Consider the following 13,258-nt stretch of genomic DNA (forward strand, 5'->3'; position numbering starts at 1 on the left):
CAAAATATTTTTACCATTTTAGTATACCATTCCTGTTATATTCAGCAAAGAAAAGATGAATTTATTCGTGAGTATACGATTGAGATGCCTTTATTTATAAAAAAAGAAGACCCGTAGTCTTCTTTCTTTAAAACGCTAGTTTTGCGCTTCAATATATTTATAAACTTGTTGACCGGCGATTCCGCCTTCACCAACAGCAGTGGTGATTTGACGCAAATCTTTTTCACGAGCATCTCCGATAGCAAAGACGCCAGGAATTTTTGTTTTCATTTCAAAATCGGTTTCGATCCAGCCAGCAGCATTAGTGATGCCGCTATTTTTGAAAGGCTCGGTCAAAGGTTCTAAACCAACATAGATAAACGCGCCGCCCGCTGGCTCAGTATGTACTTCACCCGTTTTGACGTTGCGAATTTTTGCACCAGTGACTACCATTTCATTACCGACGATCTCATCTACGACACTATCCCAGATAAATGAAATTTTTTCATTAGCAAATGCCCGGTCTTGGATAATCTTTTGTGCTCGTAATTCATCACGACGGTGAACGATCACGACTTCAGATGCAAAACGAGTTAGATAGATTGCTTCTTCTACAGCAGAATCCCCTCCGCCAACAACGATCAGACGTTTGTTGCGGAAAAAGGCGCCATCACAAACGGCACAATAAGAAACGCCCCGACCTGCAAAAGATTCTTCCCCAGGAACACCTAACTTACGATGGACACACCCTGTAGCCACAATGATAGTCTTAGCTTGATAGCTTTCCTCTTCTGTGATGACTTCTTTGTAATCGCCATGATCCTTAATATCTTGAACGATCCCATAAGCATTTTCTGTTCCAAATTTTGTTACACCATCATACATTTTCATGGCTAATTCTGGTCCCATAATGGATTCAAAACCTGGATAGTTTTCTACTTCAGCAGTATTGTTCATTTGTCCGCCAGGTGCACCCCGTTCGATCAAAAGAACTTTTAAGTTCGAACGCGAAGCATATAAGGCTGCGGTCATCCCAGCGGGACCCGCGCCGATAATTATTACATCATACATTCAGACATTCCTCCATTCGGCTTAACTTTACAACTCAAACAAGCTTCTGTCGATAAATCTGCTTACTATTTGTCAGCATTTTGTTTGATTGGCGAAAGCTCATTTACATAAAGAAAGAAGCGTGATCAAACATCCTCACACTTCCTTCTTTACGAATGAACGTTGTATCAGAGGCAGCTTCTGACACAATCTCTTTCAAAAATTATTGTTGATTTTTCATTTGTTGCATCATTTGACGAACTTTTTTCTCTGAAGGCTTTTGCCCCATTGACATCATCATTTGACGTAACATATCCTCGTTGATTGGAGGATTCTTTTTGAAATAGTCTTGCATATATTTACGGGCTAAGAAGAAACCGCCGACAGCACCTAATAGGGCCGCAATCACTGCGATTAATACTACAATTCCAGTTGATACCATTTTCACCGCTCCTTTCCTGACATTCTCATCCATTTTACTAAAAGATGGGCTAAAAGAAAAGCTGTTTTAATAAACTTCAATAACATCCTTCAAGCAACTGGTGTTGAGTCATTTATCACTGAGCGAAAATCAGTGAAAGCTGCAATCGTTCAATGACCATTTCTTACTGAGTACCAATAAATTCAAATTAATTATAAAAAAATGATGAAATTAGAATGAGAATGTGCTAAAATGCAAAACAATATCTTTCTCGCTGGTGGCTAAGTGAAGAGGTGTAACATGAGAGATTTTTTGAAATCTGTAAATCGAATCGTGGTTAAGATCGGGACTAGCTCGTTGATTCATCCAAATGGCAAAGTGAATTTGGATGGAATTGATCAACTGGCGTTTGTGTTAACCGATCTTCGCAACAAAGGCAAAGAAGTGATCCTCGTCTCTTCTGGCGCGATTGGCGTTGGCATGGACAAACTTAGAATTGCGGAGCGGCCAAAGGAAATTCCTGTGCAGCAAGCGGTGGCAGCTGTCGGACAATCGGAACTGATGCATATCTACAACCAACGCTTTTTAGGCTACAGTCAGCAAACGGCCCAAGTCTTATTGACAAGAGATGTCGTAGATTTTCCTGAGAGTCGCAGAAATGTAATCAATACATTGGAACAGTTAATGGCGATGGATATTCTTCCGATCATTAATGAAAACGATACGGTGGCCGTTGATGAAATGGATCATACGCGAAAATTTGGCGACAATGACGAATTGTCCGCCATCGTCGCTCAATTGATGAACGCAGATGTCTTGATCATGCTTAGTGATATCGACGGGTTTTATTCAGCGAATCCCTCAGAGGATAAGCAAGCGGTGCTTTACTCAACTGTTTCAACCATCAATCAAACATTGATGGATCAAGCTGGTGGCAATGGTAGTCGTTTTGGGACTGGTGGAATGATTAGCAAATTAAAAGCGGCCCAACGAATTTTAGACGCTAAAAGCGCGATGGTCTTAGCAAATGGAAAACCACCTAGAATCATTTTTGATATTTTGGCAGGCGTTGAAGTCGGAACATTATTTAAGGAGGGCCTCCATGAGTGAATTAATGAATCAATTAGGCCAGCAAGGCAAAAGAGCCGCCCGGCAATTAGCGCAATTAACAACCGCGGAAAAAAACGAGTATCTGTTCCAATTAGCCGCTGATTTGGAAACGGCAACGGCGAGCATTTTGCAAGCCAATCAGCAAGATTTGGATCAGGCAACTGCCAACGGCATCCCTGAACCAATGATCGATCGGATGCGCTTGACGGAAAATCGGATCAAAGAAATGGCCGCGGGTGTGCGGCAAGTCGCCGGACTGCCAGATCCCATCGGTAACGTGGAAAAAATGTGGCAGACCGAGGATCAATTAATGGTTGGACGCCAAGCCGTACCTTTAGGTGTGATTGGCATTATTTTTGAATCCCGCCCAAATGTCACGACGGATGCCGCAAGCTTATGCTTCAAATCAGGTAACGCAGTCATTTTACGAGGAGGCAAAGAAGCCTTTTACTCCAACCAAGCGTTGGTGAATTTGATGCAGCAAACCTTGAAAAATAGAAAATTAGATACTGGCATGATTCAATTTGTCAGCGATACCGCCCACGAAATCGCCAGTGATATGATGCGCTTGACGGAATATCTTGACGTATTGATCCCTCGAGGTGGGGCTGGCTTGATCCAACGAGTCAAAAACAGTGCCACCGTTCCGGTAATTGAAACCGGCACAGGCAACAATCATGTCTACGTTGATAGCTATGCCCAATTAGAAATGGCCAAAGAAATCGTCGTCAATGCCAAAGCCCAACGTCCTTCTGTCTGCAACGCGATTGAAACTTTGTTGGTTCATGAAGACATCGCTCCTCAATTTTTACCGCTTATTGAACAGGCGCTGACTGAAAAATCAGTTGAACTGCGAGCAGATCAACAGGCCTTGAATGATTTGGAAACAGCTACTTTAGCAAGTGAAGCCGATTGGTCTACCGAATTTTTAGATTATATTCTGGCGGTCAAAGTCGTTGCTTCCATTGATGAAGCAATCGAGCATATTAATCGCTACAATTCAAAGCACTCTGAAGCGATCATCACAGATAATTATCAAAATGGTCAGCGTTTCTTGAAAGAAGTCGATGCGGCGGCGGTTTATATCAATGCCTCCACTCGCTTTACCGACGGCTTCAAATTTGGTTTTGGGGCTGAGATCGGAATCTCGACGCAAAAACTCCACGCTCGCGGTCCGATGGGTCTAGAGCATTTGACTTCTATGAAATACATCGTTTATGGAAATGGCCAAATTCGCGAATAAAAAAATACCCGCCTTACGGTTAGACCTCCAATAAATACTTTTGGGGTCTGATTGCAAGGCGGTTTTTTTATTGTCCTTGAATTTTTTCCAATAAATCTGGATCGAAGATTTGCGATTTCAGCATCGCAATTTCAAAGCCGTAAGGCGCTTTTTGATTTTTCTTATCTTCCCCTACATAAGGGGTCTCTAAAATTTTTGGCAGCTCTTTTAATTGCTCATGATGAGCAATGTAATTCAGCGCATCAAAACCAATCGTCCCAAAACCAATATTGGCGTGACGGTCTTTGTGAGAGCCTTGTGGATTTTTTGAATCATTCAAGTGAATGACCTTCAAACGATCCAAGCCGATGACTTTATCAAACTCCTCCAGCACGCCGTCAAAGTCTTCTTTGACATTGTAGCCAGCATCATTCGTGTGACACGTATCAAAGGTCACGGAAAGTTTTTCATTCAAGCTGACCCCGTCGATGATGTAGGCTAGTTCTTCAAAGCTTTTGCCTAGCTCCGTCCCTTTTCCAGCCATCGTTTCTAAGGCGATTTGAGCTCGGTGTTCTTTGGTTAAGACTTCATTCAAGCCTTTGATGATTTGATCCAGCCCAGCCTTTTCGCCAGCGCCAACGTGCGCGCCAGGATGCAAAGTGATTTGCATCGCGCCTAAAGCTTCGGCCCGCATGATTTCATCTCGTAAAAATTGGACCGCAAAAGGAAACATCTCTGGTTTTTTAGTATTGCCTAAATTAATAATATACGGCGCGTGCATCACGATATTGGATAATCCGTGCTCCGCCATAAAGGTTTCTCCCGCTGGAATATTCATTTCATCGACAGCTTTGCGGCGGGTATTTTGCGGCGCGCCGCTATAGATCATAAAGGTCGAAGCCTGGTAGCTTGCTGCCTCCTGAGCCGCTCCTAGAAGCATTTCTTTGCCTTTCATACTTACATGAGAACCAATTAACATAATTACCTCCTATTTTTTATAAAAATAATAATAAACTCGTCATTAATGCTAGGCTGATCAGAAAGCTGAGTGAGGACGTGAAGCCAACTACTTCGGCTCGCATGCCCGCCGCCACACTATTGATCACGCCAAAAGTTGTAATCGGTCCAACTGAAACGAGACATAAAACGATTTTGATCATGGACGGCAATGGCAATAATAAAAACGATAGACCTAATAATAAACCAGCACCATATTTAATTGCCAAAATACGTCCAACTAATACCAAATCCTTCCGCGGCAAGCGTAACTCCAAAAATAACCCAATCATAAACATCGACAGAAAGGTATTGGCGTTTGCGATCGGCTGTGCCAGTTGAAAAAAAGCAGCCGGCAACTCAACATCCAGCATGCGCAAAAACAGCATGATCAAATAGCACAGAAATGGCACCGAATGACCTAGCCGGCTTAAAACCTTTTTCGTGCTGGGCCGTTCTTCATTACTACCGGTCAACCCCTCAATCACGACATTCGATCCGCCAGCCAGCATGATGCTGTTTCCGATATCAAAAAAAGATAAAATCGGAATCGCCTGGGGCATGAAGCTTTGCACAAAGGGAATCGCAAAATTTCCGATATTATACCCAGAAACGCCATACATTAAAAATTCTTGTTCTTCGCGTTCCTGTTTTTTAGACAGAACATGACCAATCAAAATCACGACTACGTTTAAGATCACCCCTGCGACAATCAACAATAGCAGTTGATTTTTTACTTCTAGCGCTTGTAGATTCACGATGATCGCCGCCGGCAAGGTTACATTCACTACGATTTTGGAAATGATCGAACCATCGGCCTTCCTCAATACATTGAAACGTTTCGTCAGATAGCCTATCAAGATAATAACAAATAATCCCAATGAGTTTAATAATACTGCTCCCAAATAAATCCCTCACTTTAAGCACTAAACCGTTTTCTTCTTAAACAAAAGAAAGAGGATTGCGCCAACTCCGTGGTGCAATCCTACTTAATCTTCACACTAAAACTGTAAAACAAAATATTTTTTCTTGCCGCGACGGACTACGATGTATTCATCAGCCAATTTGTCTTGGTTGCTTAACGTGTAAGTCACGTCCTGGACCCGATCGCCATTGATGTAGATCGCGCCGTTCGTAATATCTTCACGGGCTTGTCGTTTGGATTTTTCGATCTCCGCCGTCAGTAAGATTTCGACTAGATTCAAATCATCTTCGGCTTGCACTTGGTAACTTGGTACATTTCTGAAGCCTTGTTTGATTTCTTCAGCATTTAATTGTTTCACTTCTCCACTGAATAAAGCTGCTGAAATATTGACCGCTTGTTCATAGGCTTCCGCGCCATGAACCAAGGTGGTCACTGCTTTGGCCAATGCTTTTTGGGCTGCTCGTTGTTCTGGAGCTGCGATAAATTCTTTTTCGATTGCCGCGATCTCATCCAAGCTCAAGAAAGTAAAGTATTTCAAGAATTTGATTGCATCGCGATCATCCGTATTGATCCAAAATTGATAGAATTCGTAAGGCGTTGTTTTTTCAGGGTCCAACCAAACGGCATTGCCTTCAGTTTTCCCAAATTTCGTTCCGTCAGCTTTGGTAATCAATGGCATCGTCAAACCAAAAGCCTGCTTGCCTGCTTCACGGCGAATCAATTCGATTCCAGACGTGATGTTCCCCCACTGATCGCTACCACCTAATTGCAACAAACAGCCGTAGCGTTTGTTCAATTCATAGAAATCATAAGCTTGCAGTAATTGATAAGCGAACTCAGTGTAAGAAATGCCTGATTCGATCCGGCGTTTGACACTTTCCTTACTCATCATGTAGTTGATGGTAAAGTTTTTACCAACATCTCGCAAGAAGTCGATCATTTTTAACTCGCCTAACCACTCGTAGTTATTCGCGACGATCGCTGGGTTTTCTTTATTTTCAAAGTCAATGATTCCTGAAAGCTGATTTTTGATACTTTGTGACCAGCTTTTTACGGTATCTAAGGTGTTTAATTGACGCTCCGCATCTTTAAATGAAGGATCGCCGATCATTCCGGTTCCCCCGCCGACTAGTGCAATCGGCACATGACCATTTTGTTGGAAGCGACGCAAGGTTAAAATCGGCAATAAATGACCGATATGCAAGCTGTCTGCAGTCGGGTCGAAGCCGATATATAATTTAACAGACTCTTCATTTAATTGTTTTTTTAGGGCTTCTTCGTCTGTTACTTGAAAAATCAAGCCGCGGTCTTTTAGTTCTTGAAAAAAGTCTGAACGCATTTTTTTCCTCCTTATTATCATTACCAAAAATTTGATTTTCATCGTTGGTGAGACTCATCAAACAGCAACGATTTATACTTTCCCATATTAACCGAAAAAATAAGGAAATAAAAGCCATTCGCTAGATTTCTTTGAAGTTCTCTTCCATTAAAAATGACCTTGAAAGAAATTTTCTTCCTCGATATAAATAAGCTTTGTTTTATATTAGTTAACAATTACTTGAAGTTTTCATTACAAACATTGCATCCGCTTGTTAATAGAAGCAAAACTTTGCTATAATTCAACAGATAATTAAAATGTAGAATTTAATGAGGTGAACTTTTTGGCTCACAAGAAAAAAATGAATAGGCAGTCGAAAAAGAGCAGTAAAGGCAAATCAAGAACTTCTATGGGGGGACCTTTTGCTCTAAATGTTTCACTGCGAGTGGTCAAGTCATTGTTGCTTGGCTTTGTCGTAGTGCTCTTTCTAGGCGGGATGCTCGCTTTAGGAGTCGGCGCCGGTTATTTTGCCCATCTTGTAGAAGGGACTCCAACGCCAACCAAATCAGAAATGAAGCAAAAAGTTGGTGATATCGCAGAATCTTCCAAACTGCTTTATGCCGATAATCAAGAATTGGCGACGATTCAGGCAGATCCTATCCGCGAAAAAATCAACGCTGATGAAATCTCACCATGGGTCAAAAAAGCGTTAGTTGCAACGGAAGACGAAAATTTTTATGAACATCCTGGGGTCGTTCCAAAAGCAGTTGTGCGGGCCTTATTAGGTGAAGTAATTGGTTTTGGTGCAGGTTCAGGCGGATCAACGTTAACGCAGCAGTTAATCAAACAGCAAGTGTTGACGAATGAGACCTCCTTTAAACGAAAAGCCAATGAGATCGTTCTAGCTCTTGATGTTGAAAAATATTTAAGCAAAGACGAAATCTTAACTGCCTATTTAAACGTCTCACCTTTTGGTCGAAATAATAAAGGGCAAAACATTGCCGGTGTCGAAGAAGCAGCGATTGGTATCTTCGGTGTTCACGCCAAAGATTTGAACTTGCCACAATCAGCTTTCATCGCCGGTTTGCCACAAAGTCCGATTGTTTATAGCCCCTATACCAACACTGGTGATCTGAAGCAAGATTATTCATTAGGGATGGATCGCAAGAACGATGTCTTGTTTAACATGTATCGTGAACAAGTGATTTCTAAAAAAGAATATGATGACGCCAAAAACTATGATTTAGCTAAAGATTTCCAAGCTCGTCAAGATGTTGAAGTTCAGCAGCATGGCTTCTTGTATTACACCATTTATAACGAAGCTATCAGCATCGTTGCGAAACAACAAGCCAAAGAAGATGGTATTAGCGATGCGGACTATGCTAAAACAGAAGTCAGCACCCGCTACATTGAGCAAGCGAAAGTAAAAATGCAAAATCAAGGTTTAATCGTTCATTCAACGATTGATAAAAATATCTATGACGCGATGCAATTAGGTGTTGCCCAATATGGCCAAAATTTGGATGATGGTTCAGGTACGACAGTCGAAACGGGTTCCGTCTTAATGGATAATAAAACTGGCCGCATCTATGGTTTTGTCGGTAGTCGTGATTATTCATCTAACCAAAATAACCATGCCTTTGATACGGCTCGACAAGCCGGATCATCTATTAAACCGGTCTTAGTTTATGGACCTGCGATTGATCAAGGCTTGCTTGGCAGCGAATCCCGGATTGCCGATTTCCCAATGAAATATCAACACGGCGAAGATGCTGGTAAAGCACTAGAAAATGCGGAGAATAAAGGGTCGAAAACCTTCCAAACAACTCGTGATGCAATCGCTCAATCAACCAATATTCCAGCTTATCATGTCTACCAAGACATGTTGGCTAAAAAAGGCTCAGATCAATTTGCCTACGATAATTATTTAAAGAAAATGAACTATCCTGCCTCTCATGACTGGGGCGTCGAAGCGGCACCGTTAGGAACCACTAACGTTTCTACTTTGACCGAGGTAAACGGCTTCCAAACCTTAGCCAATGACGGAGTCTATCAACAAGGCTACTTGATCGACTCCATTACTGATAGTACTGGTAAAGAAGTTTACAAGCATGCTAACGCACCAGTTCAAGTCTTTTCTAAAGCAACTGCTTCTATTATGAATGATTTGATGCGCAGTGTTATCGATGAACAGCGAACAACGCCCTTCAAGCCAATCTTAAGTGGTATTAATTATCCATTAAGTACAGCTGACTGGGTTGGTAAGACTGGTACCACCGATAACTACTCGGATAATTGGCTGATCGTATCCACACCTTCGATTACTTTAGGATCGTGGACTGGTCGGGACGACAATAAACCAATGGCAGATGGCGCGGGAAATCGAACGGCCACTTACATGGCTTATCTAGCTGATCGGATTTATCAAGTAAACCCGACGATTTTCGCGGAAAGTGAAAAATTCGAATTGTCTGATGATGTAAATCAAGTAAAAGTTTCAAGCTTTACTGGACTAAAACCAGGCAAAGTTAGTCAAAATGGAACAACTTATCAAGTACCTGGCGGCGAAACAACGTCACTTTGGGCAAAAGACGGCCCAGCAGAGAATAAATACGATTTCGGCATCGGTGGCAACGACGACGAATATAAAACGTATTGGAATACCCGCAACAAAACAGCCGCCAAAGCTAAAGAAGATAAAACCGATGATTAACAGCTGTAGGAGCTGGGACATTAATTTGTCTCAGCTCCTATTTCCGTATAAACGGTGTGACAGAAGTAGCTTCTTCGAAAATAAGCCGAAATTTCACAAAAATTTGAGGAGCAATTTTCGGAAATTCCTTCTTATTTCTTGAAGCTGAACACTTCTGTCCCAACCTCTTTTTTTAAGGTTGTTCCTATTCAAAGTTTTTGGTATTCTACCGAAAGATAAAGAATTAATAGGAGGAAGAAAAAATGACATTTGAAGCGATTTTACCTGAATTGAAAAGAGGCAAAAAAATTATTCGTGAAGGATGGGGTGGCTTTGAATTATATGTGACCCTTGTTGAAGGGGAAGTTTTTGACAATGCGCCAGTCACACCCTATTTTTTGATCAAAACTGCTGATGAAGGCTTTTCAAGCTTTGCGCCCACCGTCTGCGACATTTTAGCTGAAGACTGGAAAATCGTCGAATGATGACCTTCGATTTCACCAATCAGATCGTTTTCGTAACAGGTGCTGCCTCGGGCATCGGCGCAGCCCAAGTACGAGCTTTTCTAACTGCTGGTGCTCACGTTTTTGGCTTTGATAAGCAAGTGGGAGAAATGCCGCAATTACAGAAAGAATTTACTGACACGTTTGCTTTTTTTATTGGGGATATCCGAGACGAAAACCAATTACGCCAAGGAATAACAGCTTGTCACGAAGTATTTGCTTCCGTCGATATTTTATTGAATACTGCCGGTGTGCTAGATGATTATTTGCCGCTGGCGGAGACGACTACTGAGCTTTGGGAACGCATTTTAGACATCAATATTAAAGGAATGTTCAGCCTAACAAAGCTTTTGCTGCCAGAGCTTTTAGCAAACAAAGGAACTGTCATCAATATGGCTTCCATTGCGGGACTTGTTGCCGGTGGTGGTGGAATCGCCTATACCACTAGTAAACACGCTATCATCGGTTTCACAAAGCAACTGGCCCTTGATTACGCCGCAAAAGAACTCCACGTCAACGCCATCGCACCTGGGGCGATCGACACGCCGATGAACCAAGCAGATTTTGCTGGTGATGGACAAATGGCAAAATGGGTGGCTGAAGAAACACCGGTCAAACGCTGGGCCGCTCCCGCAGAAGTAGCCTATGCGACTTTATTTTTAGCCAGCGATGAAGCACGTTACATGCAAGGAAATATTTTGCCTATCGACGGCGGCTGGTTGTTAAAATAGCTTGCAAATTTTTTCAGATCGTTTAAGATAATGGTTAGCGTATATGCGCACTGCGACACTTCAAATCCTTTGGTCGCAGTTATTAACAAGACCCTGTCTTGTAAAGGAGAAATGACAAATGAATCTTGAAAAAAGTTCAGCCCAGCGTTGGACGACTACTGACACGGCAAAAATGGCCGTTGTAACAGGACTCTATGTTGCTGTTACCCTCGTTTTATCCGTCGTAAGTTTTGGCGCGATCCAATTCCGACTAGCGGAAATGTTCAACTACCTGCCGCTATTCAATCGACGGTACACAATTTCTGTCACACTAGGCGTCGCAATCGCCAATCTCGCGTCACCATTAGGAATCGTCGATGTCTTGCTAGGCAGCTTTTCGACTTGGATCGTCCTGTTGGTTTGTCGCCGAGTAACGCAAAATATTCCTAGTCCCAAGCTTAAAATGATCGTTACCGCTTTGGTCTTTGCCTTCTCCATGTTTACTGTGGCCGGCCAACTGAGCTTCTTTTATCAAGCGCCCTTTTTCTTTAATTGGCTAGTCATCGGCTTAGGCGAATTACTTTCGATGTCATTAGGCGGTGCCCTGATTTATTTAATCAGCCAACGAGTGAATTTAACGAAATAAAAACAAGACGCGTGAGCTGAGGGGCCCACGCGTCTTTTTTATTTTTGTTTAGTCACAATAAATTGCGATTGATTGATACGGTTTTAGTTTAATATCTTTGTCTATTACTTCATCCTCATAGTTGTTAATCAAAACCTTCCCCGTTAAAAATTCGTCAGGAATTTCGATCGTCGTCTCTTGTGGGAAAAAGTTATTGACCACTAACAACGACTGCTCACCCAAGCGACGAAGATAGCCATAAATTTGTGGATGATCCGGCAGAAAGGCTTCATAGCTTCCTTCCGCGATCAACGGATAGTCTTTACGCAAACGAATCAGTTTTTGATAGTAGCTGAAGATGGAGCCTTCTTGCAATTCCTTCGCAACATTGATTTCATTCGCCGTTTTCCCTACGGATAACCAGGGAGTTACGGTTGAAAAGCCGCTATATTTTTCACTATCCCACTGCATCGGTGTGCGAGAATTATCACGTGATTTGGCTTTGACGATCTCAAAAGCTTCTACTTCATTTTTCCCAGCGTCTAACATTTCCTGATACGCATTTAAACTTTCCACATCAACATACTGATCCATCGAAGTGAAGTCGGGATCGACCATGCCGATCTCTTCCCCCATATAAATGTATGGCGTGCCACGATTCAAATGGATCGCGCTAGCTAGCATTTTGGCACCCTCCACGCGATAGTTATCCACATCAACAAAACGATTCAAAGCACGAGGTTGGTCATGATTATTCCAGAAAAGCGCGTTCCAGCCATTCTCTTCACTCATTTGCGTTCCCCAAGTATGAAACAATTCTTTCAATCTTGCGAAATCAAAAGGCATCCGAGTCCATTTTTTCCCGTCTACATAGTCAACCTTTAAATGGTGGAAATTAAAGGTCATATTCAACTCGTGTCGCTCAGGCTTCGTATACAAAATACACTCTGCAATCGAGGTAGCACTCATTTCCCCAACGGTAATAATTTCTGAATCAACACCATAAGTCGCTTGATTCAAGTCATGCAGATATTCATGATTAATGGGGCGATCGGTATAAGCCGGCTTGCCATCATTTTCAGCACAATCCTTTAATTCTTCATCCTTACCGATCAAATTAATGACATCAAAGCGGAAGCCTTTGACTCCTTTGTCCATCCAGAAACGTACGACTTCATACAGTTCTTCTCGCAGATCAGGATTGCGCCAATTTAAATCGGCTTGCGTCTTGTCAAACAGGTGCAAGTAATATTTACCTGTATCGCCAAAGGGAGCCCAAGCATTACCACCAAATTTTGAAACCCAATCCGTTGGCTGATCTCGCAGAATAAAATAGTCTTGATACTTCTTTTCACCTGCTAGTGCTTTTTGAAACCAGACGTGCTCTGTGGATACATGATTCAATACCATGTCGAACATGATATCAATTTTTAGTTCCTGAGCGGCGGATATCAAATCTTCCAATCCTTCCATCGAACCAAACAAAGGATTGACTGACTTATAATCGGAAATGTCATAGCCGTTATCTTTTTGCGGACTGACATAAACTGGATTCAGCCAAATCATATCTACACCTAATTGTTGCAGATAAGGAAGTTTTTGTTTGATCCCAGCTAAGTCTCCCACACCGTCTTGGTTGGTATCCAAAAAAGATTTGGGATAGATTTGATAGATTACTTTCTCTTTAAAACTCATGTTAATGCCTCC

General features: G+C 42.1%; 12 protein-coding genes. 6 read left to right on the plus strand and 6 right to left on the minus strand.

The annotated features are described in order from the left end of the window. Nucleotides 1-135 precede the first annotated feature (135 nt). Entirely contained in the window at nucleotides 136-1,050 is a 915-nt protein-coding gene (gene trxB / locus RV00_RS08845; protein ID WP_071862248.1) for a thioredoxin-disulfide reductase, read from the minus strand. Between the two features lie 202 nt (nucleotides 1,051-1,252). Then, entirely contained in the window at nucleotides 1,253-1,471 is a 219-nt protein-coding gene (locus RV00_RS08850; protein ID WP_010740033.1) for a YneF family protein, read from the minus strand. Between the two features lie 279 nt (nucleotides 1,472-1,750). Here RV00_RS08850 and proB point away from each other — a divergent pair, with 279 nt between their 5' ends. Beyond that, nucleotides 1,751-2,560, plus strand: coding sequence for a glutamate 5-kinase (gene proB / locus RV00_RS08855; RefSeq protein WP_071862249.1), 810 nt, complete (start codon nucleotides 1,751-1,753; stop codon nucleotides 2,558-2,560). Then, complete coding sequence (locus RV00_RS08860; RefSeq protein WP_071862250.1) at nucleotides 2,553-3,803, plus strand: glutamate-5-semialdehyde dehydrogenase; 1,251 nt, start codon at nucleotides 2,553-2,555, stop codon at nucleotides 3,801-3,803. The genes proB and RV00_RS08860 overlap by 8 nt, the downstream gene beginning before the upstream one ends. A 67-nt stretch (nucleotides 3,804-3,870) precedes the next feature. On the opposite strand, the gene RV00_RS08865 is transcribed toward RV00_RS08860, so the two are convergent. From RV00_RS08865 to tyrS, 3 genes are all read right to left on the minus strand, one after another. Then, nucleotides 3,871-4,761 carry a deoxyribonuclease IV gene (locus RV00_RS08865; RefSeq protein ID WP_071862251.1) on the minus strand — a complete coding sequence of 297 codons (891 nt, stop codon included), beginning with the start codon at nucleotides 4,759-4,761 and terminating at the stop codon, nucleotides 3,871-3,873. 16 nt (nucleotides 4,762-4,777) lie between these two features. Continuing rightward, a complete protein-coding gene (locus tag RV00_RS08870) occupies nucleotides 4,778-5,683 on the minus strand; it encodes an AEC family transporter (protein ID WP_071862252.1) in 906 nt (301 codons plus the stop codon). 96 nt (nucleotides 5,684-5,779) lie between these two features. Then, entirely contained in the window at nucleotides 5,780-7,042 is a 1,263-nt protein-coding gene (tyrS, locus tag RV00_RS08875) for a tyrosine--tRNA ligase (RefSeq protein ID WP_071862253.1), read from the minus strand. A 322-nt stretch (nucleotides 7,043-7,364) separates the two neighbouring features. On the opposite strand from tyrS, the gene RV00_RS08880 reads away from it, so the two are divergent. From RV00_RS08880 to RV00_RS08895, 4 genes are all read left to right on the plus strand, one after another. Then, the gene (locus RV00_RS08880; RefSeq protein ID WP_071862254.1) at nucleotides 7,365-9,734 is read left to right on the plus strand and encodes a transglycosylase domain-containing protein; all 2,370 of its coding nucleotides are present in this window, start codon (nucleotides 7,365-7,367) and stop codon (nucleotides 9,732-9,734) included. 242 nt (nucleotides 9,735-9,976) lie between these two features. Further along, nucleotides 9,977-10,198, plus strand: a complete 222-nt coding sequence (locus tag RV00_RS08885) for a DUF2829 domain-containing protein (protein ID WP_071862255.1) — start codon at nucleotides 9,977-9,979, stop codon at nucleotides 10,196-10,198. Then, nucleotides 10,195-10,947, plus strand: coding sequence for a 3-oxoacyl-ACP reductase (locus RV00_RS08890; protein ID WP_084133274.1), 753 nt, complete (start codon nucleotides 10,195-10,197; stop codon nucleotides 10,945-10,947). The genes RV00_RS08885 and RV00_RS08890 overlap by 4 nt, the downstream gene beginning before the upstream one ends. A gap of 118 nt (nucleotides 10,948-11,065) precedes the next feature. Beyond that, nucleotides 11,066-11,572: a QueT transporter family protein gene (locus RV00_RS08895; protein ID WP_071862256.1), complete on the plus strand. Its 507-nt coding sequence runs from the start codon at nucleotides 11,066-11,068 to the stop codon at nucleotides 11,570-11,572. Between the two features lie 48 nt (nucleotides 11,573-11,620). Here RV00_RS08895 and treC read toward each other — a convergent pair whose 3' ends face one another. Then, nucleotides 11,621-13,246 carry an alpha,alpha-phosphotrehalase gene (gene treC, locus RV00_RS08900; RefSeq protein WP_071862257.1) on the minus strand — a complete coding sequence of 542 codons (1,626 nt, stop codon included), beginning with the start codon at nucleotides 13,244-13,246 and terminating at the stop codon, nucleotides 11,621-11,623. Nucleotides 13,247-13,258: the final 12 nt, after the last annotated feature.

The sequence above is a fragment of the Enterococcus devriesei genome (assembly GCF_001885905.1).
Classification (GTDB): Bacteria; Bacillota; Bacilli; order Lactobacillales; family Enterococcaceae; genus Enterococcus_A; species Enterococcus_A devriesei.

Excerpts from the sequence above, each read along its gene's own strand:
- trxB (WP_071862248.1), bottom strand. The coding sequence starts at position 1,050 with ATGTATGATGTAATAATTATCGGCGCGGGTCCCGCTGGGATGACCGCA.
- RV00_RS08850 (WP_010740033.1), bottom strand. The coding sequence starts at position 1,471 with ATGGTATCAACTGGAATTGTAGTATTAATCGCAGTGATTGCGGCCCTA.
- proB (WP_071862249.1), top strand. The coding sequence starts at position 1,751 with ATGAGAGATTTTTTGAAATCTGTAAATCGAATCGTGGTTAAGATCGGG.
- RV00_RS08860 (WP_071862250.1), top strand. The coding sequence starts at position 2,553 with ATGAGTGAATTAATGAATCAATTAGGCCAGCAAGGCAAAAGAGCCGCC.
- RV00_RS08865 (WP_071862251.1), bottom strand. The coding sequence starts at position 4,761 with ATGTTAATTGGTTCTCATGTAAGTATGAAAGGCAAAGAAATGCTTCTA.
- tyrS (WP_071862253.1), bottom strand. The coding sequence starts at position 7,042 with ATGCGTTCAGACTTTTTTCAAGAACTAAAAGACCGCGGCTTGATTTTT.
- RV00_RS08885 (WP_071862255.1), top strand. The coding sequence starts at position 9,977 with ATGACATTTGAAGCGATTTTACCTGAATTGAAAAGAGGCAAAAAAATT.
- RV00_RS08890 (WP_084133274.1), top strand. The coding sequence starts at position 10,195 with ATGATGACCTTCGATTTCACCAATCAGATCGTTTTCGTAACAGGTGCT.
- RV00_RS08895 (WP_071862256.1), top strand. The coding sequence starts at position 11,066 with ATGAATCTTGAAAAAAGTTCAGCCCAGCGTTGGACGACTACTGACACG.
- treC (WP_071862257.1), bottom strand. The coding sequence starts at position 13,246 with ATGAGTTTTAAAGAGAAAGTAATCTATCAAATCTATCCCAAATCTTTT.